At 61.3% G+C, this 22,384-nt stretch carries 14 protein-coding genes and 4 pseudogenes; 8 read left to right on the top strand and 10 right to left on the bottom strand.

The genetic code is table 11. The features are described from left to right. Positions 1 to 21: 21 nt before the first annotated feature. From ACQCSV_RS16185 to ACQCSV_RS16200, 4 genes are all read right to left on the bottom strand, one after another. Positions 22 to 1,227 (bottom strand): acyltransferase family protein, encoded by a 1,206-nt coding sequence (locus tag ACQCSV_RS16185; protein ID WP_426938789.1) that lies wholly within the window; start codon positions 1,225 to 1,227, stop codon positions 22 to 24. A 94-nt stretch (positions 1,228 to 1,321) separates the two neighbouring features. After that, positions 1,322 to 2,746 (bottom strand): dihydrolipoamide acetyltransferase family protein, encoded by a 1,425-nt coding sequence (locus ACQCSV_RS16190; RefSeq protein ID WP_426938790.1) that lies wholly within the window; start codon positions 2,744 to 2,746, stop codon positions 1,322 to 1,324. Positions 2,747 to 2,748: 2 nt separating this feature from the next. After that, on the bottom strand, positions 2,749 to 3,861 hold the full coding sequence (locus ACQCSV_RS16195; protein ID WP_426938791.1) for an alpha-ketoacid dehydrogenase subunit beta: 1,113 nt from the start codon (positions 3,859 to 3,861) through the stop codon (positions 2,749 to 2,751). Further along, on the bottom strand, positions 3,858 to 5,075 hold the full coding sequence (locus ACQCSV_RS16200) for a thiamine pyrophosphate-dependent dehydrogenase E1 component subunit alpha (protein WP_426938792.1): 1,218 nt from the start codon (positions 5,073 to 5,075) through the stop codon (positions 3,858 to 3,860). The genes ACQCSV_RS16195 and ACQCSV_RS16200 overlap by 4 nt, the downstream gene beginning before the upstream one ends. A 159-nt stretch (positions 5,076 to 5,234) precedes the next feature. On the opposite strand from ACQCSV_RS16200, the gene ACQCSV_RS16205 reads away from it, so the two are divergent. Beyond that, positions 5,235 to 5,699, top strand: coding sequence for an Lrp/AsnC family transcriptional regulator (locus ACQCSV_RS16205; protein WP_426938793.1), 465 nt, complete (start codon positions 5,235 to 5,237; stop codon positions 5,697 to 5,699). Positions 5,700 to 5,722: 23 nt separating this feature from the next. On the opposite strand, the gene ACQCSV_RS16210 is transcribed toward ACQCSV_RS16205, so the two are convergent. Next, positions 5,723 to 6,910 carry an acyltransferase family protein gene (locus tag ACQCSV_RS16210; RefSeq protein ID WP_426938794.1) on the bottom strand — a complete coding sequence of 396 codons (1,188 nt, stop codon included), beginning with the start codon at positions 6,908 to 6,910 and terminating at the stop codon, positions 5,723 to 5,725. A 968-nt stretch (positions 6,911 to 7,878) separates the two neighbouring features. On the opposite strand from ACQCSV_RS16210, the gene ACQCSV_RS16215 reads away from it, so the two are divergent. The 6 genes from ACQCSV_RS16215 to ACQCSV_RS16240 all read left to right on the top strand — a co-directional run bounded on the left by ACQCSV_RS16215 (position 7,879) and on the right by ACQCSV_RS16240 (position 15,984). Next, positions 7,879 to 9,213 (top strand): hypothetical protein, encoded by a 1,335-nt coding sequence (locus ACQCSV_RS16215; RefSeq protein WP_426938795.1) that lies wholly within the window; start codon positions 7,879 to 7,881, stop codon positions 9,211 to 9,213. After that, positions 9,213 to 10,574, top strand: coding sequence for a hypothetical protein (locus tag ACQCSV_RS16220; protein WP_426938796.1), 1,362 nt, complete (start codon positions 9,213 to 9,215; stop codon positions 10,572 to 10,574). The genes ACQCSV_RS16215 and ACQCSV_RS16220 overlap by 1 nt, the downstream gene beginning before the upstream one ends. Positions 10,575 to 11,279: 705 nt before the next feature. After that, complete coding sequence (locus ACQCSV_RS16225; protein ID WP_426938797.1) at positions 11,280 to 12,239, top strand: NAD-dependent epimerase/dehydratase family protein; 960 nt, start codon at positions 11,280 to 11,282, stop codon at positions 12,237 to 12,239. Positions 12,240 to 12,470: 231 nt separating this feature from the next. After that, positions 12,471 to 13,421: a glycosyltransferase family 2 protein gene (locus tag ACQCSV_RS16230; RefSeq protein WP_426938798.1), complete on the top strand. Its 951-nt coding sequence runs from the start codon at positions 12,471 to 12,473 to the stop codon at positions 13,419 to 13,421. 66 nt (positions 13,422 to 13,487) lie between these two features. After that, positions 13,488 to 14,597: a glycosyltransferase gene (locus tag ACQCSV_RS16235; protein WP_426939576.1), complete on the top strand. Its 1,110-nt coding sequence runs from the start codon at positions 13,488 to 13,490 to the stop codon at positions 14,595 to 14,597. Continuing rightward, positions 14,578 to 15,984 (top strand): oligosaccharide flippase family protein, encoded by a 1,407-nt coding sequence (locus ACQCSV_RS16240; RefSeq protein ID WP_426938799.1) that lies wholly within the window; start codon positions 14,578 to 14,580, stop codon positions 15,982 to 15,984. Before ACQCSV_RS16235 ends, ACQCSV_RS16240 begins: the two co-directional genes overlap by 20 nt. Here the strand turns inward: ACQCSV_RS16240 and ACQCSV_RS16245 are convergent. Then, positions 15,956 to 16,588, bottom strand: a pseudogene (locus ACQCSV_RS16245) (IS481 family transposase); the annotation flags it as partial. The gene ACQCSV_RS16240 and the pseudogene ACQCSV_RS16245 overlap by 29 nt on opposite strands. Before the next feature lie 112 nt (positions 16,589 to 16,700). On the opposite strand from ACQCSV_RS16245, the gene ACQCSV_RS16250 reads away from it, so the two are divergent. Then, positions 16,701 to 17,990 carry an ISL3 family transposase gene (locus ACQCSV_RS16250; protein ID WP_426938764.1) on the top strand — a complete coding sequence of 430 codons (1,290 nt, stop codon included), beginning with the start codon at positions 16,701 to 16,703 and terminating at the stop codon, positions 17,988 to 17,990. A gap of 44 nt (positions 17,991 to 18,034) precedes the next feature. Here the strand turns inward: ACQCSV_RS16250 and ACQCSV_RS16255 are convergent. From ACQCSV_RS16255 to ACQCSV_RS16270, 4 genes and pseudogenes are all read right to left on the bottom strand, one after another. Next, positions 18,035 to 18,376: pseudogene (locus tag ACQCSV_RS16255) on the bottom strand (helix-turn-helix domain-containing protein); the annotation flags it as partial. A 185-nt stretch (positions 18,377 to 18,561) separates the two neighbouring features. Continuing rightward, positions 18,562 to 19,128, bottom strand: a pseudogene (locus ACQCSV_RS16260) (IS3 family transposase); the annotation flags it as partial. Between the two features lie 85 nt (positions 19,129 to 19,213). Continuing rightward, complete coding sequence (locus tag ACQCSV_RS16265) at positions 19,214 to 20,518, bottom strand: IS30 family transposase (RefSeq protein WP_426939577.1); 1,305 nt, start codon at positions 20,516 to 20,518, stop codon at positions 19,214 to 19,216. Between the two features lie 654 nt (positions 20,519 to 21,172). Further along, positions 21,173 to 21,798 (bottom strand): annotated as a pseudogene (locus ACQCSV_RS16270) (IS3 family transposase); the annotation flags it as partial. Positions 21,799 to 22,384: the final 586 nt, after the last annotated feature.

A 22,384-nucleotide genomic window follows, 5' to 3' on the forward strand; every position in this document is an offset into this window, starting at 1 on the left:
AGAGCCCCGGCTTCGCGTTGCTTACCGCGTCCCGGCCGGCTCCAGTTCCCGGGCGGGCTCCGGGGCGGAACGGACGACGTCGGGCTCCAGCCTTTTGGAGGCCCAGCGGCGGATGGGCCTCTCCACAAAGCGGAACGACAGGTAGGCCATAAGCACGGTCAGCGCCGCAGCCGCCGGGACGCGGAGCCAGAGTGACGGGACCAGCGGTATCAGCAGGAGATAGACGGGCAGGTGCCAGAGGTAGGCGGCGTAGGACAGGTCGCGGCCGGGGTTGGCCAGCCAGGGGTGGCTCAGGACCCGTGAGGCCAGGCCGACTGGCCGGAGGACGAGCGATCCGATCACCAGCCCGGCCAGGAGCGCCAACACCGCAGGGCCGAAGGTCCAGAAGACATCAAACCAGGCCCCGGGTGTGGTGGGCTCCTTGAGCGCGAACACGGCGGCCACCAGGGCGAGTGCCGCGAACGGACCGCCGCGGCGCACACCGGCGTGCAGCGAGCCGTGGAGGCGGGAGCCGGGGCGGATGGAGGACAACACCAGGGCCACGGCGCACCCCAGAAGCAGCTCGTCGGCCCGCGTGTCCGGCCCGTTGTAAATGCGGGCCAGCGATGCCCCACCGGAGACCAGGAAGAACCGCGAGACCAGGAACCCGGCCGCCAGGACGGCTGTGATCCAGGCGACCGTGCGGACCCGCCAGACGCGCAGCATCAGCAGCAGGAGCACCGGCCAGACCAGGTAGAACTGCTCCTCGACCGCGAGGGTCCAGGTGGGGCTCAGCGCGCCGCCGCCGGTCGAGGAACCAAAGGCTCCGAAGTTGGACAGGTTCATCACGTAGCCGGCGGCCGGAATGGCGTCGGCAGCCTGACCGCCCCACCCGGACGACGGAAAGATCAGGCCGCCCGTAACAACAACAGCACAAAGAACCAGCAGCGCCGGCCAGAGCCGGGCGAGCCGCTTGGCGTAGAAGACGCGCAAGCGCAGCCGGCCCGTGGCCCGGTACTCCTTCATGATCAGCAAAGTGATCACAAAGCCGCTGAGCGTAAAGAAGACGTCCACACCAATGGATCCGCCGGGGGCGAACCCGGTGACGGTGTGGAAGAGGAAGACTCCCGCTACCGCGACGGTGCGCAGGCCATCGAGTGCGTGCTGCCGCCCGGACAGCAGCCCGGATCCGGGCTGCAACGGGCGTTCCTTTACTACCGAGGTTTCCCGGTTTAACAAAAAATTCACTAAGCAAGCATATATAACGTTTTGATAACCCCGCTGGGTGGAGGCTGGGCGCCAGCTGGATGCGGTGGATCTTCAGACCGGCGCCCAGCAGCAACTAAATATCAGCCAGCACGGATCCCGGATTCTCGATCGCGTCAGCGACCAACCGCAGGAACCCGGCCGCGGTGCCGCCGTCGCACACGCGGTGATCGAACGTGAGCGTCAGTTCGGTGACTTTGCGGACGGCGAGTTCCCCGTCCACCACCCACGGCTTGTCCATGATGCGTCCCACCCCGAGGATCGCCACCTCGGGGTGGTTGATGATGGCTGCGGATCCGTCGACCCCAAAAACACCGTAGTTGTTCAGCGTGAAGGTGCCGCTGCCCAGTTGCTCTGGCGTGGCCTTGCCCTCGCGTACGACGGCGGTGAGCCGGCGGATCTCCGCGTCCAGGTCGCGGGCAGTGAGTTTGTCCGCGTTGCGGATGGAGGGGACCATCAGTCCGCGGTCCGTCTGGGCCGCGAAGCCCAGGTTGATGCCGGCGAAGCCAACGATCTCCTGGGAGCCGTCGGCAGCCGTTTCGATGCGGGTGTTCAGGTCCGGGAATCGTTTTAACCCAGCGGTGACAAAACGCGCGATGAATGCGAGGAGCCCGGGCGTATGGTGCGGATCAGACTTCTTGAGGCCTGCCCGGAGTTCCACCAGCGCCGTGGCATCAACGTCCACCCAGACGGTGGCCTCAGGAATTTCCGCACGGCTGCGGGACATGTTGGCGGCAACGGCTTTCCGGACACCCTTGACGGGCGTCCGGGAGGAAATTCCCAGTCCTGTGCGGGAATCGGCATCCCCCTGGGTTTCGCTCACCACGCGCTCCGGCTCAACCACCGGGCGCGCCTCAACCACCGGAGTGCTGATGACCGCTTCAACATCCCGTCGCATGATCAGTCCGCTATCACCCGAGCCGTGAATGTTGCCCAGGTCCACGCCGTGTTCCCGTGCCATGCGCCGGACGAGCGGTGAAATGACGGCGCCGAGTTTGCCAGGGACACTCGTCCGGAGGAGCGAGATGTCCACATCCGGGATTTCGACAGGCTCAATCACCGAAGCGACGGGCACTGTTCGGGGGGCCCTGGTTCGCCGGGCAGCGCCACTGCCGCCGGGAGTCCCGTAGCCGATCAGCACATTTCCGGACCCGGCCTTCTCTTCTTCACGGTAGGTATCCGCTGCGCCGGTTTCAGCAGGCTTGGTTTCGGCAGGCTCAACCACCGAGGCAGGCTCAACTACCGGCGCCGTCGAGCCCACCGGAAGCACGGAGATCAGCGGCTTGCCCACGTCCAGTGTCTGGCCGGGCTCGCCGTGGAGCACCGTCACCGTGCCGGCGTATGGGGATGGGACTTCCACCATGGATTTGGCTGTCTCCACTTCGGCGATGGGCTGATCCACCCGGATCTCATCCCCCACAGAAACGAGCCAGTTGACCAGCTCGGCTTCGGTGAGGCCTTCGCCGAGGTCGGGCAGCAGGAATACTTTCGTTTCACTCATGGTCAGTTCTCCCACTGGAGGTCGTCTACGGCGTCGAGGATACGGTCCACGCCGGGCAGGTAGTAGTGCTCGAGCTTCGGCGCGGGGTACGGAACATCAAATCCCGTGACGCGGCGGATGGGCGCCGCGAGGTGGTGGAAGCAGCGTTCCTGTACCCGCGCCACGATCTCGGAGGACACGGAAGCGAACCCGTGCGCTTCCGCGATCACCACTGCCCGGCCGGTCTTGCGGACGGACGCGCACACCGTCTCATCGTCGAAGGGAACGATGGAGCGGACGTCGATGACTTCCAGCGAGCGCCCCTCCTCCGCGGCGGCGGCGGCAGCCGCCAGCGCGGTGGGCACCGACGGTCCGTAGGCGATGAGCGTTGCGTCGGTGCCGGAGCGGGCGACGGCGGCCCGGCCTTCCGAGGACGTGCCAGCCTCGACGTTAAGAGAGTGCTGCGCCCGGAGATCGTCAAGGTCCACCAGGTCCTTGGACCAGTAGAGCTTCTTGGGCTCCATAAACATGACGGGGTCGTCCGAATCGATGGCTTCGCGGAGCATCCGGTAGGCATCGGCCACGGTGGCGGGGGTGAACACCTTCAGGCCGGCGGTGTGGGCGTAGTAGGACTCGGAGGAGTCGCAGTGGTGCTCCACTCCCCCGATCCCGCCGGCATAGGGAACCCGGATCACCATGGGCAGTTTCACGGTCCCCCGGGTCCGGTTGTGCATCTTGGCCACGTGGCTGACGATCTGTTGGAACGCCGGATACGCAAAGGCATCGAACTGCATCTCCACCACCGGCCGCATCCCGTTCATGGCCATCCCCACGGCCATGCCCACAATGCCGGACTCGGCCAGCGGGGTATCGAAGCAGCGCTGCTCACCGAACGTCTTGGTGAGACCGTCCGTGATGCGGAAAACCCCGCCCAGCAGACCCACGTCCTCGCCGAAGACCAGGACGGACGGATCGGCGTGCATCGCATCCGCCAAAGCGGTGTTGAGGGCCTTGGCCATGGTGACGGCCTGCGGTCCGCTGGCCTCGACGGTCGCCGCTGCGGACGCCGCAGCCCGGGCAGTTGCCGCGCTGACGTTGCCGTTCGCCTCGGACGACGTGGTGATGCTCGGACTCACTTGGCAGTCTCCTCAGACGACGCTTCGCGGGCAAGTTCGTCGGCCAGCATGGCCGACTGTTCTTTCAGCTGTGGTGTTGGCACCGAGAACACGTGCCGGAAGAGTTCCTGGGGGTCCACCGGGACGTCCTCGCCCAGGCCGTCCCGCAACTGGGTGGCAACCGCTTCCGCCTTGTCCGCGATCCGCGCGGCGCCGTCGTCGTCCAGTAATCCGCGCCCGGTGAGGTAAGCCTTCATCCGGCTGATCGGATCCTTGGCCAGCCACTCGGCCACCTCGCTGTCCTGCCGGTAGCGGGTGGCGTCGTCGGCGTTGGTGTGTGCCTGCATCCGGTACGTATGGGCCTCGACGAGGAGCGGCCCGGAACCTTCGCGGGCGAGCTTCACCGCCCGGTCCAGCACTGCGAGGAGAGCCACAACGTCATTGCCGTCCACCCGTTCGCCGGCCATGCCGTAACCCACCGCCTTGTGGGCGAGCGACGGCGCCACGGACTGGTGCGCCAGCGGAACCGAGATGGCGTACTTGTTGTTCTGGACGAAGAAGACCACGGGCAGGTGGAAGACGGCGGCGAAGTTCAGGGCCTCGTGGAAGTCACCTTCACTGGTGGCGCCGTCCCCGCACATCGCCAGGACCACGGTGTCTTCGCCGCGGAGCTTGGCCGCGTGCGCGACACCCACGCCGTGCAGGAGCTGGGTGGTGAGCGGCGTGCACTGGATGCCCACCTTGTGCCGGGCCGGATCGTAGCCGCTGTGCCAGTCGCCGCGGAAGATGGTCATGGTTTCCACGGGATCAACTCCGCGGGCCATGACCGCCACGGCGTCCCGGTAGGTGGGGAACAGCCAGTCGCCGTCGGAGAGGCAGAGTGCGGCTGCCACCTGGCAGGCTTCCTGGCCGTGGCTGGACGGGTACACGGCCATGCGGCCCTGCCGGACCAGCGCAGAGTTCTGGTCGTTGACCCGGCGGCCGACGACGAGCTGCTCGTAGGCAGCCAGCAGTTCCTCGTCGGAGGGCAACGGGTACTCGTGGCCGGGTTCGGTGCCCTGCTCGCTGTCTGCTTTGAGCCGTCCGTCCGGGTCCACCATCTGGATCTGGTGACGGGCGGGCAGCATGTAGTCCTCCACCGTGATGCCGAACTTGCGCACCGCTTCGGATACGGCATCTTCAGCCGGCAGGCGCTCGGCCTGGTCCTGCGCAGGGTGGTCCGCGGAGATCGTCATTGGTCCGTCCTTCTGTAGCCACTAGTCACCCCCAGTATCGCCCCAAGGGAAGTTTCGTATCCAGTACTTCCCAGAATCATGGAAGGTTCTGCAGAATGGGCCTAATCTGGAAGACGAATTGAGATGTGATCTGGACAACGAGCGGGAGCGGTGGACGAATTGGCGCGACTTGACGGAGATTCCGGGGAGGTGCCCCTGGACGACGTGGACCGCAGGATCATCGCCGAACTCACCCGGGACGGGCGGATGTCCGTGACCCAGGTGGCCGAGAACGTCCACATTTCCCGCGCCCATGCCTATACCCGCATCGCCAGGCTCACCGGCGAGGGTGTGCTGACCAAATTCACGGCGTTGGTGGACCCCATCAAGGCCGGGCTAAAGTCCTCCGCCTACGTGACCCTGAAGGTAAGCCAGCACTCCTGGCGCGAACTGCGCGAGCAGCTCAGTTCCATCCCGGAGGTCCATCACATCGCCCTCGTGGGCGGCGATTTTGATGTGATCCTGCTGGTGCGCGCCATCGACAACACCGACCTGCGGCGGGTGATCTTCGATCAGCTGCAGGCCATGCCGGGCGTCCAGGACACGCAGACTTTCCTGGTGTTTGAGGATGTTGATACGCGGTAGGTCTCCGGAGGACCCGCAGCGGCCTAGTTCGTGCGTCCGGCCAGCTCCAGCTCGCGGGAGGGCTCCTGGGCAGGCACCGGAACAGGACGGACGACGGCGGGCTCCAGCTTTCTGGAGGCCCAGCGGCGGATGGGTGTTTCCACAAACCGGAATGACAGGTAAGCCATCATCACGGTCAGGATTGCCGCCAGCGGCACCCGCACGGCGAGTGACGGAACTATGGGAATCAGCAGGATAAAGACCGGCAAGTGCCACAGGTACATGCCATAGGACAGGTCCCGGCCCGGGCCGGACAGCCAGCGATGGGCCAGAATCTTTGAGATCAGGCCGTCAGGCTGAAGGACAAACCACCCAACGACGAGCCCGGACAGTACCGCCAAGGCGGTCGGGCCCACGGTCCAGAAGACGTCAAACCAGGCACCGGGCGTGGTCGGCTCTTTGAACATGAACACGGCGAGCACCAGGGCGAGCCCCGCGAACGGACCAACCCGGCGCACACCGGTCTGGAGGGACACGTGGAGCCCCGAGCCCGGGCTGATGGACGTCAACACCAGGGCCATGGCGCATCCCAGCAGCAACTCGTCGGCCCGCGTATCCGGCCCGTTGTAGATCCGGGCCAACGATGCCCCGCCGGAAACCAGGAAGAACCGTGAAACCAGGAACCCAGCCGCCAGGACGGCCGTGATCCAGGCGACAGTGCGGACCTTCCAGAACCGCAGCATGACAAGAAGCAGCACCGGCCAGACCAGGTAGAACTGCTCCTCGACGGCGAGAGTCCAAGCTGGGCTCAACGCACCTCCACCGGTGGAGGAACCGAAGGCCCCAAAGTTGGACAGGTTCATCACGTAGCCGGCCGCCGGAATGGCATCGGCTTCCTGACCGCCCCACCCGGACGACGGAAAGACCAGCCCGACCATGACCACGACAGCACAAAGAACCAGCAGCGCCGGCCAGAGCCGGGCGAGCCGTTTGGCGTAGAAAACCCCAAGACGGAGCCGGCCCGTGGAGCGGTACTCCTTCATGATCAGCAGGGTGATGACAAACCCACTGAGCGCGAAGAAAACATCCACGCCAATGGATCCACCGGGGGCGAAACCGGTGACGGTGTGGAAGAGAAATACGCCAGCTACCGCGACAGTGCGCAGGCCATCGAGCGCATGCTGCCGCCCGGACACCAGCCCAGGTTCGGGCGCGGCCGGGCGTTCGCTCATGTTTAGGATTTCGCTACTTGACCAAAAATTCACTCATCAAGCATATATAACGTTTACATAACCCCGCTGAGTGCAGGCTGGGCGCGAGCTGGGTACGGCGGGTCAAAGGCCGATATTGCGGGCCTTTGGGGAGCCAACCAGCGGCTCAGCGCACGCACGCCTTTGCGGGGTCCGGCGAGGCCTGGCCGTTGCCCCTGCGGATCCAAGACCGTTCCGCTCACGAGGTTGATCCTTCGAATGGTTCGTGGTGGGCCGCCCCCTACGGTAAGGAACTTGACCGGAGCGACCAACGTAAGCGAGCAGTCTGCTTGCATCATTCCTGTTTCGCCCAATTCGAAGACGGCGTCCGCTGGTGCGAACATCTCTGGGCCGGGCGAAGTATCTGAACACCGCGCTCTGGTGCTCCTCCACGTCAAACAAATGCCCGGTTGTTGCGGGGACGACAACAGTGAAACGAGACAATATCAACCGACAGCCACCTTCCCGGACTTGTTAGATGTCCCGTTGAAGGCCACATCGCGGTGGAAACTGCGGTCGGCTAGGGGTCTATAAGGCGGGATAAGTGCTGTTCGCCCGCCCCTATTGATGGCGGGCGGTCTTGTCGTGCTGCGCGGCCTGCGCACAGTTAGGTTCACATGCGGCACCCTAAGCTAATTTGCTCACTGAGTAACTGTGTACTTCACCCAAGTACTCACTGCCGAAAAAGGCACGTAACTTCCACGCTGGTTCATGCCGTTGCGCCAAAATAGCTTTTAGTCATGGCTAGCGAGGTTGGCAAAAGGGATGAGTCGGTGCCCCCAGCGGATACCGAGGTAAAGCGCCGTGGGCTTCTCAGATTCGGATCCCTAATGGCTGCATTCACTGGTACTTCCGCCGTGGTCGGACTTGGTGCAAGTAGCGCCCATGCCGCTCCAGGCGATAAGTACGTTCCACAAGCGGAAAAGGGTGCCCCTTCAGGTGTGGCAGCTTTGGACGGCTCGGCCAAGGTCCCGCCTTCGCAGCTTCCTGACCTTTCAGCCACCTATGCTCCTGCCGCTGGATCGCCCAGCTATGCGCCACGACTCGCCCGCAGCGCGGCGAAGACAACAAACTACACAGCTGCGGCAAACGAGCATGTTCTCTGCAACGCCGTCACCGGACCCATAACTGTCACACTGCCAACGAACCCCGCCGACAAGACTTTAGTTTCAGTCGAGAAAATCGACAGCGCGAACGTTGTGCTGATCCAGACAGGCTCAGGCGACGTGCTGTACCAGGTTGGCAGCCGCGCCAGCACAATGGGGTTAATGATCGCCAACCAGGCGCAAAACCTCCAATTCGACTCTGCGACCCGCGTGTGGCGGCCCCTAAACAACTATCTCCCCGTTGAAGGACTCGATGCACGGTACGCTCCGCTCTCGGCCGGGCCGAAGAAGTCCGCCCGAGTTTGCGCTACCAGCAACGTCACGATTAGTGTCCCCGGTGGAGCGATCGACACCATAACCCTCAATAATGGGGACCGTGTCCTGCTTGTGGGGCAGACGAATGCGAACGAAAACGGCGTGTACGTTTACGCCACCGCGAGCACTCCGATGAACCGCGCCACCGATGTAAGCCAGCCGACGGATATTTCGGGTGCAATCGTTTACGTTAACGAGGGATGGCTGCAAGGCGGGCACGGGTGGAGGAACACGAATTATCCCACGATGACAGTCGGCATCACCTCGCAGACATGGGTCGAGTTCTACTGTGCCCCCATCCCGGGGCAAATTAGCAAGCCTGTCGCTTACAAACCGGGGAACTACTACTGGTGCAGCTCGACAGGTGCGACAGCACCGGTCACCGCCACCGCTGACCGGCCCACCGCTTCGCCTTTCAGCGTGAGTTCACCACTGATCATCACGGCAATGATCGCAGAAGTCCGCACGATCGGCGATGCTGCGTGCGTCTTCCGTATTGGCGTTTGGAAAGACAACGGCTACGGTCAGCCCGGCGGACTCGTTTATGACGGTGGCAACGTCCCGGCCGGAGCAACGACCGGAGTCAAAGTCATCGCCGTCCCAGGCGGCCTCACCGTCACGTTGCCGCCGGGGCTTTACTGGGCGGGCGGCGTGGCGCAGGGCGTCACGTCCGTCGCGCCCATCATGGGCGGAGTAGCGCCGGGCAGCGTCATCATGCCGTTCCCGCTCGGGACCGCCTCGCCGGGGGCGATGCAGGCGGTGGGAGGCTTCAATGGTGCCGCGCAGTCGGGCCCCTTGCGTGACTTCGCTGTCAACGCGGTGTCCGGCTCCGTCGTCCGCGTCGGGTTCCTGGTACCGGCCTAATGGCTATCCTGCCAGCGATCAAGGCTGACGATCTCGTAGACAGGCTCGGTGTCAACGTTCACGCGGCCTTTGGCGCCCCTGGCCGGGCCGGTGCAACGTATTGCTATAACCAGCCCGGCTGGACCCGGCTCGTCTCATGGCTCGGGCTGCGCCACGTCCGTGATCAGATGTGGTCTCCGAGCGTAACGGGCGCCTCGGGTACAGCCCTCCTGAACGCCGCGATTGAGTTTCAGAATGCCGGGGTCGGCGTGCTCCGCTCGATCACCGGCCCGGCGAAACTTGCCGAACTCATGAACGGCGAAGTGCCGCCTCCTGAAGCCGTCGAAACATACAACGAACTGGACCAAGACTCAGATCATCTCCAGACATGGTCGACTGACATCGCGTCATTCCAACCAACCCTTTACAAAACCGTGAAAGCGGCGTGGCCCACCGTACCCGTCTTAGGGCCCTCTCTCGCTGACGCCACGAAGTACGCACAGCTGAGCGATCAAAGCGCATATGTCGATTTCAACAACTTGCACAGCTACCCCCGGTCAGCGCAGATCGTCGAGTATGTCCCGTCGCTTGCCAATGCCACGCTTGGGCAATTCAAGACGATAGCGCCGGGGAAGGGCCTATGGCTGACGGAGACGGGCCTGGCGCACGGCGACGGGCGAGACCCCGCCGTCGAAGTTGAAGAGTTCACTGCAGCGAAGCTCCTGCTTCGGTTCCTGCTGTATGCCATCGCCCCGGCGACGGTTACAACGATCAACTCCTACCCGAAGTTCACCGGCTTCGGTGGCATGGGCGCAGAGAGGGCATACATGTACGAACTGCTGGATGATCACTACGGTTACTCGAATGGGCGGGCGATTGAGGACAGGCATGGTCTGTTCAACCCGGATCTGTCCCCGAAGCTGACCGCGCACGTTCTCAAGAACTGGTGCACGTTACTTGCCGACCCCGGCGCCACCTTTACGCCTGGCTCACTGGACGTGACGGTGTCGGGGATCGCCCTCAACTCGTTCAACCAGTTGGCTGCGCAGCAGTCGGACGGAACAATGTGGTGGATCATCTGGGAGCCCTCGAAGGTATCGGACTTCCAGCTCGGCGGGGGCGGCCAGCCCCGGGCAGGCTACGACCTCTATGACCCCGGCGTCCCGATCACGGCAACGTTTGGCCAGAACTGGCCGTCCATTTCGGTCTACCGGCCGCTAGTGAGTGCTTCACCGATCCAGCAGGCAACGGGCAAAAAGCTGAACCTGACCGCCTACTCAGATGTTCAACTTGTCCGTGTCAGTGCAAGCCGTCCCAAAGCCGCCGACGCTATCGGCGGGCTTCGAAGCTACCTCGATTCGCGTTCCATGTCGAACCGCTGAGGCTCAAGGCTGGTACCCGACGCTACCGAACGAACCGTCAATATCCCCTTGCCGCCCGCCCTACGTCTTAACACGTCGACCGGCGCTGACGCCGGGTCCTCAATCCCACCGGCAACAAAGCGCAAGAATCCGGCAGACACTGCGATTGAAACAGTGCCATATCAGACACCGGCCCACAGCCAACTCGCGTCCACCACCCACCCTTTGTCGTTGACTGAGCCTATGCAAGGAATCGCCGCATCGGGTACTGGAGTGACCATCGCGGCCACACGACACGTATGACTGAACGTGAAGTAGCACTCACGACGGGAACTGCGCAGTCCAGCGGAGGTGCGCCACATCGCCTTGGCGGGCGGTGATTTCGATGAATTTTCCGGCGCGGCCGCCCGACAACATCGGCATCCGAAAGGTGTATTCGACCGCTTGCAATCCAGGCATGGAGTACCTAATACGCAGTGGCTTCTCGTGTGGGGGACGTGGGCACCTGCTAACGCCGGTCCAGTGACGGGGCATTCCGAGTTGCGACCTACACCATGCAGCAGAGCACTTAGTCACAGCCAATATGCATCAACCCTTCGGGTAAAATTTGATTCGTGAACAGCGTCCCGCGGGCCGCATGCGACGTTCTTTTTGATTTGGTGACCGGACGTGAAAAGCTAACGGCGTGATCCTCAGGCTGGATCAATACGAGCTGAAGGGCTGATCATGGCGAAAACTCTGGTTATTGGGGCAAACGGGTTCATCGGGTCACACCTTGTTGATGCACTTTCCTTTGACGGACACGAGGTCACGGCCTTCGATAGGTTCCGATCTGATCGATCACCCCTCTTTGCTAGCGCGCCTCGCTTAATTGCGGGGGACTTCCTCAGCCGCTCCGACATCGAACGTGCCGTTTCGGGGCAAGATTATGTTTTCCATTTTCTTTCGACAACCACGCCAGCAACTGCGGAAAACGACCCCACGTTCGATCTCCGAACGAATGTGGCCCAGACTGTAGAACTTCTTGAGGCTTGTGTCGCTGCGTCGGTGAAGCACTTCTATTTTGCATCCACTGGCGGAGCTATCTACGGCAGCCAAGGGCAGTCCCAGTATTTTGAAACGGACAGGGCTCTTCCGATCTCACCATATGGAATTGGAAAGCTTACTATCGAGAATTACCTGAGCTATTTCAAGGCCAAGCACGGCCTGGATTCAACGGTCTTCCGCATTTCCAATCCGTACGGTGGCCGCCAGCGAGCTAACCGAAAACAAGGACTCATTCCCATCGCGTTGCGACAAATAGCTCTCGGAGAGCCCGTCGTACGCTTAGGCGACGGACAGATGGTGCGCGACTACATCTACGTCGACGACTTGGTGAGCATGATTGCGCTAGTGGTCGGGAAATCACCTGGACACACCATATACAACCTGGGAAGCGGCCGCGGCCATTCCGTGACTGAAGTCCTTGACTCACTACGACGCGTCACAGGTCAAGACTTCGCGATAGTTGAACGGCCTAAGCCAGCGACTTTCGTGGATCGAGTTGTACTCGATACAAAGCGATTCCTGAATGAGTTCGGCGCCTGTGACTTGACACCACTGGACGAAGGCATAAGCCAAACCTATGCAGCCATCCAAGAGCAAATACGTCAGGAACTTGACCCCACGCCCGTCTCTCCAGGCTAACTCCTCACTTCGGCTAGAACCTCCAGTCATGTCTGTTGGTACTATCTACTGACAGCACGACTTCTGCAATTTGATTCCCTCCGCGGGGCACACTCGGAGGCCAAGTTGCAAGGACCTCAACGGCGATACGGAACATCACGTCGCGGAACGCTGGGCTAAGACTCAAGACTCCAGACGATCATCATTACTCGGACGTCGCGACAACCATCGCACACTAGAATGGATCCTTCCTTGACTCAGCCCTTGGTTTCTCTGTGCATTCCAACGTACAACCCCGACATCGCCTACCTCCATGAGCTACTCGAATCAATCGAACGACAGACGTGGGCCCACATTGAAGTCCTGATCTCTGACGACTGCAGCTCAAACTTCGATGAAGTTGTGTCCGGCCTGTCGGTCACCAAGTTCCATCGCACAGTAGTACGCGCAACGGAACGACTCGGTATGGCACGTAACTGGAATGAAGCCGCGCGGTCCGCCAAAGGCGAGTTTTTAGTCGTCGTGGGGCAAGACGACTTACTTGTAGAAAGCGGGATTGAAACCCTGGTTGAGGCAGCTATGTCGAGTGGAGCTGGACTGGTATTCGGCGGGCAGGGATATATCGGAGCGAAGGGACAACGCATCGAAAGTCCCAGCCGTAGTCTTCGCCGCGACGCCGTGTTGCCCGTTGAGAAACTTCAGCTGTCCCCTGCCGCACTGATAGCGCTAGGTCTCTCATTCGGCAACGTACTGGGTGACCCATGTTCGACCCTGATACGCCGGCGGGATTTTGAGCGCACATCCGGTTTCAGCACTGAGTTTCGTCATGCGGCTGACCTAGAACTATGGCTTCGCCTCGCGTCAGAAGGAACAACTGCAGTAAGCTTGCCAACCGAAGTAGCGTTCCACCGTTCGCACGACGCGAACGCAACCATCTCGCATGTTAGCTCAGGTACAGCGCAGGCCGATCGCTTAGGGCTGCACAATACGTACGGCGGCTCGCTCGCCGACAACGAAGTTTGGAATAGATCGGCGCTTCGCCTTTATGTACATGCGGCCTACGACATGTTCCGTCATGGAATTCCACCCATCAAGGGATATCCGCAGTTGCGAGGTCCAGCGACAGCTCTAGCAAGTGCCTGTGTCACAGAAATTATGGAGCAGCTGCGACTAAAGAAGCCCGACATGTCAAAAGTAATTTAACGAACCCTTTAGCATTCCGATTTGGGGGCAGTAGTAATGATCGAATCCAAAAATAAACAAGTCATCATGTGGCGGCGCGATCTCCTTCCGGGCTCAGAAACATTTGTTCGAAGCCAACTGGAGAACCTAGTCGAATGGAATGGGCTCGCTTTAGGCGTCACCAGGATTTCATCTCCGCTGTCCACAAATAGAGATGAAGTGCTATTTACTGAGAGTCCTATTGACACGATACGTAGACGGCTATTCGCGTACACGCGAATTTCATTTAGGCTCCGTCGACGTCTCAAACAGTTGAGGCCTAGTGTTGTCCATGCACATTTCGCGATGGACGGTATTCTTATCGCCCCATTATGCCGGCAACTTGGTATTCCGCTCATAGTCTCCATCTATGGAATCGATGTGACAGCACTCGCGGCGCGACCAGGAATGCGGGGCGCCATCTACCGGAGACGTCTCGCGTCTATGTTCGAGAGCTCCTCAAAGATTCTGGCTGTTTCGGAGCACCTAGCTGACGCAGCTCTGCAGCTTGGAGCACCAAGCCACAAGCTCGTTGTACACCGGCTGGGCATTTCAATCCCAGACGAAGACACCCGAGGTGCGGCGACGCGGTGGGATTGGGATGTCCTGATTGTGGGGCGATTGGTCGAAAAGAAAGGCATCGACGACCTCATAAAGGCCGCTTCCTTAGTTGCAAGCCGGGATGGTATGCCGCTCCGGATCGCAGTGATCGGGGATGGCCCTCTTCGCAGTTCACTTGAGGACCTCGCGAAAACACTGAAAGTGTCAGTTGATTTTCTGGGTGGGCAGAGTCCGAGCCAGGTCCAATCCATAATGGTTCGCTCACACGTATTAGCGGTTCCCTCCAAGACAGCAGCTAATGGCGACCGCGAGGGGCTCCCAATGATCCTTCTCGAAGGCGCAGCTATGGGCTTGCCCATAGCAGCTACACGGCACAGCGGAATACCGGAATTCATCACACATGGCGTTTCGGGACTACTGTCTGACGAGGGAAACGTTGAAGCGCTAGCAGAAAATATCCGTAGGCTGATACAGGACGAACAGTACGCAACCGATCTGGCCCAACATGCCCGCCAGAAAGTTGCCGCGGAATACAATATCCGGATACAGTCCTGCGTCTTGGAGCAGTTTTACGACGATGCGACAAGGCCTAAGTGAAGTGAAGCAATTGCCTAGCGTTGGTCGTGGAATTGCCATTAGCACTATCGGCAATCTTGGGGCACCACTCGTTGCTCTTATCAGCGCCCCAATCCTCGCACAGTCATTAGGCGTAACTAGCCGTGGGGAAGTTGCTGCAGCCACTGCTCCGTTGCTCTTGGCAGTCAACGCCATCACTCTCGGATTACCTGAAGCAATTACGTACTTCACGGCTTCCGGAAAAAGAGACAATACTAGGGTTATCGCGAAGGGGTCACTATACCTAGTCGTTCTCGGACTGGCCGGGAGCCTGGCTCTTTGGGTGTTGGCACCGATGCTTGCCCCTCCGGAGTCACCGATATTGCAAGCCATGTCGTTGGCTGCACTGGCGTTGGCACCCTCTTTGCTCCTGGGCGGGATCCGAGCATACGCCGCAGGCCAAGGTCGATGGGCGTTGATCAGCATAGAGAGATTCTTTAGCGCCATATTACGGTTAGTCGCTTTTCTCGTGCTGGTGGCTCTTGACTCGCTCACCGTGCTGTCCGCTTCAGTTACCATCGCCGTGTCAAGTTTTGTCGGTCTCGCTATCTACTTGTACCTACTTCGAAAGGGACCCACACTCCAGGCCACGAGTCGCGTGCGCAGAAAGATTCCTCTGTTCTCTTATGGCACGAGAGTTTGGGTGGGAGCGCTCACCGGAATTTTGCTGTCACGCCTAGATCAAGTACTAATGATCCCACTTTCAACGGCCTATCAGATAGGTCTCTATGCGGTTGCAGTCAGCATCAGCGAAGTCACGCTAATATTTAACAGCGCCGTTAGAGACGTGCTTTTTTCCGCTGAATCCGTCAAGGCGAACGATTCGCGCTTGACTCGGGCTTCCAGAGTCTCCACGTTCCTGACGCTGCTGGGTGCGATCCTTGTCGGAGTCTCGTCTGTATGGCTTGTGCCCGTGCTATTTGGCGATGATTTTGCCGGCTCGGTTATTGTCGTTGAGATTTTGCTGTTAGGCGTCCTACTCGGGAATCCAGGCTCGGTAGCGGGGGCCGGGCTATCGGCTCGAGGTCGCCCGGGCCTGCGAAGCGTCGCTCTCTCCATAGCTTTCGCTGGCAACCTATGTATGGTTTTCCTGCTGGTGCCTAGCTACGGCGCCATCGGAGCCGCCTGGGCGACATTGCTGGGGAACGTGACTGCAGGAGTGATGTGCGTGATCTTTATGCGAACTCATTTCAAATTTTCCATCGCCAGTTTCTACGGCATTCGATCGGGAGATCTCGCAAGACTGGCGACCATTCTCAGATCAAGTGGGACGAAGACAACCTCAGCCAAGGACGAGATGAGCGTAGCCCTGGAACCCAGTGCGTCAACGCGCCCGAAGCCTAGATGTATTGACCCGAGAGGTTGGTAACGCGGCTGACGGGCGGCTGACCTTTGAGTGAGGTGTGGCCTCGATGATGATTGTAGTGATGCAGCCACTCGGTGAAAGCGGCAACACGCTCGGACTCTGATGCGTAGGGTTTGGCGTAGGCCCATTCATCGAGCATGGTGCGGTTGTAGCGCTCAACTTTTCCGTTGGTCTGTGGCCGGTAGGGGCGGGTGCGTTTGTGCTTGATGTCCGGGCCCAGTGCGTCCTTGAATGCGTAGGAGCGGTAGCAGGAGCCGTTGTCGGTCAGCACCCGTTTCACGGTGATTCCGCAGGCTTCGAAGTAGGCGTTGGCGCGTTCCCAGAACCCGGCCGCGGTTTCCTTCTTCTCATCGGCCAGGATCTCGGTGTAGGCCAGTCGGGAGTGGTCATCGACCGCGTTGTGCAGGAAGGCGTAGCCCGGTCGCCGGTTCATTGCCGTGCCGGTCTTGTTCCGATTGCCTGCGGCCCTGCCCACCGTGCGGTGTCCGCCGCCTTCAGGGATCCGCCCGAGTTTCTTGATGTCGACGTGGACCAGCTCTCCGGGGCTGTGGTGTTCATAGCGGCGGATCACCCTGCCCGTGGCACGGTCCAGCCAGGACAGCCTTGCCGGCTCTTCAAGGTTCCCGGGGAAATAGGTTCGTGTTGTAGTCAGCAAAGGACTCGTGGTCCTGCTGGGATGAGTGTTACTACGCATTCAACCTGAACAGGAACCACGAGCCTTGATAGAGCCTACTTGGGCTGGCCATGATGCTGCCAGCATGATCTTCAACCTGCATGATTATCGTGTCTTGGCTACTGCCGTGCTCCCTGACGGGGTTCGTCATGTCACCGTGGAGTCCACCTTCCCGCCGGGCTGCCCGAGCTGCGGGGTCATCGCTTCCCGGGTCAAGGAACGCCGCTGCCAGAAGCTCCGCGACATCCCGGTCGCCGGCTCCGTAGTGCTCCTCTGGGACAAGCGGCGCTGGTTCTGCGACGAGTACTTATGCGATCGGAAATCGTTTTGCGAGGCAACCCCTCAGGTCCCTCGCCGGGCACGATCTACACGCAGGCTCCGGGAGACGCTGGTGGACGCGGTCATCGATTCTGGCCGTGCCGTATCCGAGACGGCCACGGCGTTCGGGATCTCGTGGTGGCTGGTCCAACAGGTCATCGGTGAGGCCGCGCTCCGCCTGCCCGACGTGGACCTCCTTTCGCCGCGGATGCTGGGCATCGACGAGCACCGGTACCGGTCGGTGCGGTTCTTCCAGGACTCCGGCACGAAGGCCTGGACCCGGTATGAACCGTGGATGACAACGATCGTGGATCTGGACACCGGGCAGGTCCTGGGCATCGTGGACGGACGCGACCACAAGGGTGTCGGCGACTGGCTCTTCGCCCGGCCGCTGGACTGGCGGCTGGGGGTGCAGGTCGTCGCGATTGACCCGTCCGCGGCGTTCCGGAAGGCGCTGCGGATGTGGTTGCCGCGCACGGCGGTGTCGGTGGATCTTTTCCACGTGACGATGCTGGCCAACGACATGCTCACCACGGTCCGTCAGGGCCTGTCCCAGCAGGTAAGGGGCCGGCGGGGCAGGGCCACGGACCCGGCGTGGGCGAACCGGATGCTGCTGCTGAAAGCAAACGAAAACCTTTCAGAACGCGCCCGCCACCGACTCGCCGGGGTGTTCGCCGCTGATGACCCGACGGGCAGCCTCGAGGTCGCCTGGCAGGTGAAGGAGCAGCTCCGCACCCTACTGAACACAAGTTCCCTGGAGGACGCGGGTGCGGCGAAGAACGCGCTTGCTGACCTCGTGGAACGGGCAGCAATGCCCGAGACCAACAGGCTCTACCGCACCGTCTGCCGCTGGTGGAATGAGATCGAAGTCCTCATTGTCACCGGCGCGACAACAGCCAAAGTCGAGGCGAATAACACAGCGATAAAGCACATCAAACGCACGGCGCGAGGCTACCGGAACCCGGACAACTACAAATCGCGTATCCTCTTGAGAAGTGCAGCCCGGATGGCAGCATAAGCGTTCATCTCAGCAGACCATTCCCCGGGAACCTTGAAGAGCCGCCTTGCCAGCCCGAACCTGGAGAGGACCCGGTGCACCGTGGAGGGGTGGATGCCCAGCAGGTAACCGATCCTGGCAGGTCCCCACCGGCGGTTGATCCGGAGTGCGATGATCCGTCGCTCCCGCCGCACGGACGTCCGGCCCGGGGAGCTGACGGGCCGGCTGGACCGGTCATTCATCCCGTGCTCGCCGTGATCCCGGTAGCGGCCAGCCCACCGCGCCGCGGTCGTCACCGAGACTTGGAACCGTTCAGCTGCCCGGCGCAGCGGCCACCCGTCATCGACGATGCACTGAGCCAGCCGGAGCCTGCCCTTGGGCGTCAGGATGGCGTTAGCATGGGACATTGAAGACCTCCTTGTGGATCGGACTCTTAGACAAGCCCCACTCCACTCGGAGGTCTTCTTTTTGTCACCTAACCACGCCGAACGTTCCTAACGTCCGTGGTCAATACACCTAGACGAAACTCTTAGACCGAAATTTTTCAGTCCTTCGTGAGATTCATAGGAAACCGGATGGGTCTGCCCAAGGTTTAGTTGACAGTTTGGGCTGGTATTTCGGCGACCGGTTGAGAGGTCTTGTTTATTGTCTCAAACTCGATCGGCGTTAGCTTGCCGAGTCGTCGTTGGCGCCGTCGGCGGTGGTATGTTTTCTCGATCCAGACCACGATGGCCAGGCGCAGTTCCTCCCGGGTTTCCCAGCGTTTTTGGTTCAGCACGTTCTTTTGCAGCAGGGAGAAGAAACTTTCCATGGCGGCGTTGTCTGCGCATGCCCCAACCCGTCCCATGGAGCCCTTCAAGCCCCCCGTGCTTATCAAGCGAGTGTATTTCTTGGACCGGAATTGCGAGCCTCTGTCCGAATGTATGAGGGTTCCCTGCGGGGCGCGTTGACTGATCGCGGCCCGGAGCGCGTCAACAGCCAGGGAGGCCTTCATCCGTGAATCGATGGAGTAGCCCACAATCCTGTTGGAGAACACGTCCTTGACCGCACAAAGGTACAGCTTGCCCTCGCCGGTGTGGTGCTCGGTGATGTCCGTCAGCCACAACAGATTCGGCGCCGTGGCGGTGAAGTCGCGCCGGACATGATCGTCATGGACGGGTGTCAATGGCCAATAGTTTGTGCCCATGGGCGGCCAGCAGAAATGCCCGCTGCTTGAATTCTAGGGGTCGTTGCAACACCCGTGGTTAGCTGGCTATCAGTAAATCACGAAGACGCTCGGCTGGGGTGTCCCAGTCCAGTGTTTTGCGTGGCCGTCCGTTGAGTTCCTGGGCGACGTGTTCGAGGTCTTCGGGTCCGTAGGCGTTCAGGTCGGTGCCTTTGGGGAAGTACTGGCGAAGGAGCCCGTTGGTGTTTTCGTTGGATCCGCGCTGCCAGGGGCTGGCGGGGTCGCAGAAGTAGACGTCCATGTCGGTGGCGATGCTGAAGGCCTTGTGTTTGGCCATTTCCGCGCCTTGGTCCCAGGTGAGGGATCCGCGCAGGTGCGCCGGTAGCGTGGACATGGTCTTGATCAGCCCGTCGCGGACTGATTCGGCGGTGTGATCGAGGGGCAGGTGCACGAGCATCACGTAGCGGGTGGTGCGTTCGACCAGGGTTGCGATCGCCGACTGGTTGTAGGCTCCGGTTATTAGATCCCCCTCCCAGTGGCCTGGGACGGCGCGGTCCTGGACCTCTGCGGGGCGTTCGGAGATGTTGATCATCGGGTCCCGGAAACGACTGGTGCGCTCCTCGGGGTTCTTGTGTTTTTTCCGGCGTGTCCGCCCGGTGCGCAGTGCTTCTTTGACTTCGCGTTTTAGTCCGCCGCGGGCCTGAAAGTAGAGGGCCTGGTAGATCGTTTCGGGGCTCACGCGCATCTGCTCGTCATCGGGGAATTCCTTGATCAACAGCTTTGAAATCTGTTCCGGGGACCAGTGTGTGAGGAGCTTGATTTTCACATAGTCATGCAGCTCCCCGGGCTCTGCCAGCTTACTGTCTTTGGGCCGTGCCCTGGCCGCGGTCGCGGCCCGATGAGCGCCGTAGGGCTGGTAGCCGAGCACGGGGTGGCTGTTGCGTCTGATCTCCCGGCTAATGGTGCCCACGGACCGGCCCAATGCCCTGCCGATGTCCTGCATCGAGGTCCCGTGGGAGCGCAGGTCCGCGATCCTCTCCCGCTCCTGCAGGGACAGGTAGCGGGCGCTGATGGCCCGCTCCAGAGCTTCCAACGCCACCGCGGTGGGTACGGGCGCCGTCGCTGAGGCTGGCGGCTCCGTCGCCGTTGCAGGGGTCGAAGGTTCCGCGAATGTCGTTATCACTTCCTGTTTATACGGCAGATCCACGGCATGATCCTCGGTTGCGGCCGTGTCCTTTGCAGTCTGTTGCCGGTCCCATTGGTAGGAGCTCTGTTTGCTGGCGCCAACGGTGCGGGCGGCGTCCCTGCGGCCGGCTCCTTCTTCGCGAAGACGAAGGTAGTGAAGCTGTTTCGCGGAGGGGCGGCGCAGACAGGTGGAGGCCATGCCAGCATCCTTCGCCCAGTTCGAACAGGTGGATAGGTTCAGACCCAACTGCTTCGCCACCGCGCTGACGCTGCCGACGTTCCGCAACAGGGTCAGGAACTCCTCAACCACCGCCGGTGAGTAGCGTTGCGGCCGCCCGGCATTCATTGATCGGGTGTTCCGTGGCTTCCTGGTCGCTGGATTGACCTTGCCGGCCCAATTGTGCGCCGTGCTGATGTTCACTCCCAATTCCAGGGCCGCCTCGGCGATGTTGCCGGTCCGGTCCAGAACGGCATAGAACTGGTCTTTGTCCGCCTGCGTGTATCGGCGCTGAGGCCTGATCCCGGCAGCGTTGGCCCACTTCTGGCAAGTGCTCCGGTTGATGCCGAGCTCCTTGGCCGCGTCGGCGACGCTTCCCAACCGCTCCACGGCGGACAGGAAATCCTGCTTTTGCGTAGGGGTGTGTGACTGCTGACGACGCTTCACCGACGCACCGGCTGCAGCCGATTGTTCCACCGTTGAAGGAGATTTTTTCTTTAAGGACGAACTATTTTTCGATGGTAATTCCATGGGTGTTGCAACTCCCGATTTTCGGGGGTGTTGCAACGATCGCTAGAACTCGCCCAGTGGGCAGTTCCGTGGCCGCCTATGGGCAGTTTTTCATGGCCGCTAACAGACGGGCGGGCCGGCTTTCTTTCCCGCGCCGCGCCGACGGTGAATGACAGAGAGAATCCTATTCTCGCTGCACAGCCGCCCTACCCTGGTCTCGGAAGCCACCAGCCCCAGTTCGTGGACGAGTTCGTCATGGATTAGCCGGTACCCGAAAGTCGGGTCCTCGGCGTGGATTTCCAGGGCGGCGTTGACCAGGTGGGCTTCTTCCCAGTCACGGTCGCTGACAGGGTTCGCACACCACTGGTAGAAGGCTTGGCGGGAGAATCCCAGTACCCGGCAGGTCACCGCGACCGGCACCCGCACAGGGGCTTCCGGGGCGGCCAGTTCAAGGACCAGCGGGTACATCATTTTGGGTTGATGTCACGGGAGAGGTACGCCACCGCCCGGCGCATCACCTCCGCCTCCTGTTCGAGGAGCCTGATGCGTTTCTTCGCCTCACGCAGCTCGACAGATTCTTCCTTCGTTACCCCGGGAACCACCCCGTCCTGGACGTCAGCGATCTTCAACCACCGATGCAGGGCAGCCGGGAAAACCCCAAAGTCCTTTGCAATCTGGACAATGGTGGCTTCACCCTTGCGGGCCACCGCGACCACATCACGGCGGAACTCTTCAGGAAAAGCTTTAGGCATGTTCAACATCCTTCACTTGCGAGCCAAAACTCACAAATCAGATGTCAATCAAACCTTGGGCAGACCCTTCTCATGGAAATACGCGATTTCTAGTTGTCCGAATTTCAGTGGCCGAACCTGTATATGACTTGTTCCGGTGGCCGCCGGTGCCCGCGCTTGAATGGTTGCTAAGCGTCGTGGGGATCCACGTCTGTACCGTCACGGTACACGCGGCCGGCCTGCTCCTGGGCGTCCTCGCGGTCGACCACGGACACTGTCAGGTCCGCATCCACGAAATCCCTGTTTCCGCATGCCTTTGCGGATGGTGGGTGCCGTTCTCGTCCGGGGATGCCCGAGGAACAAAACGCTGGCCGAAGCCCCTGCCACAATCACCCCCAGATTCAGGCGCAGGCGGCGAGAGTGCAGTCATCAGGTGATCGCGTCGCTCCCAACCTGACCAATTGCGGAAGTCGCCCGGCTCGGCCGGAGGCTGCGGGCCTGGAGTGCGTCGATACCTCTGGCGCCGCCAACAACCTACCGACGCGCGATCACCGGCGTCATCAAAACCACCCGTAGAATCGTCTCGACGCTGGCGGTCACTGCCCCC

The organism is Pseudarthrobacter sp. S3, from assembly GCF_050156905.1.
Lineage (GTDB): Bacteria > Actinomycetota > Actinomycetes > Actinomycetales > Micrococcaceae > Arthrobacter.

Coding starts and splice junctions, on each gene's coding strand:
- ACQCSV_RS16235 (WP_426939576.1), top strand. CDS start 13,488: ATGTGGCGGCGCGATCTCCTTCCGGGCTCAGAAACATTTGTTCGAAGC.
- ACQCSV_RS16220 (WP_426938796.1), top strand. CDS start 9,213: ATGGCTATCCTGCCAGCGATCAAGGCTGACGATCTCGTAGACAGGCTC.
- ACQCSV_RS16210 (WP_426938794.1), bottom strand. CDS start 6,910: ATGAGCGAACGCCCGGCCGCGCCCGAACCTGGGCTGGTGTCCGGGCGG.
- ACQCSV_RS16265 (WP_426939577.1), bottom strand. CDS start 20,518: ATGGCCTCCACCTGTCTGCGCCGCCCCTCCGCGAAACAGCTTCACTAC.
- ACQCSV_RS16225 (WP_426938797.1), top strand. CDS start 11,280: ATGGCGAAAACTCTGGTTATTGGGGCAAACGGGTTCATCGGGTCACAC.
- ACQCSV_RS16200 (WP_426938792.1), bottom strand. CDS start 5,075: ATGACGATCTCCGCGGACCACCCTGCGCAGGACCAGGCCGAGCGCCTG.
- ACQCSV_RS16240 (WP_426938799.1), top strand. CDS start 14,578: ATGCGACAAGGCCTAAGTGAAGTGAAGCAATTGCCTAGCGTTGGTCGT.
- ACQCSV_RS16190 (WP_426938790.1), bottom strand. CDS start 2,746: ATGAGTGAAACGAAAGTATTCCTGCTGCCCGACCTCGGCGAAGGCCTC.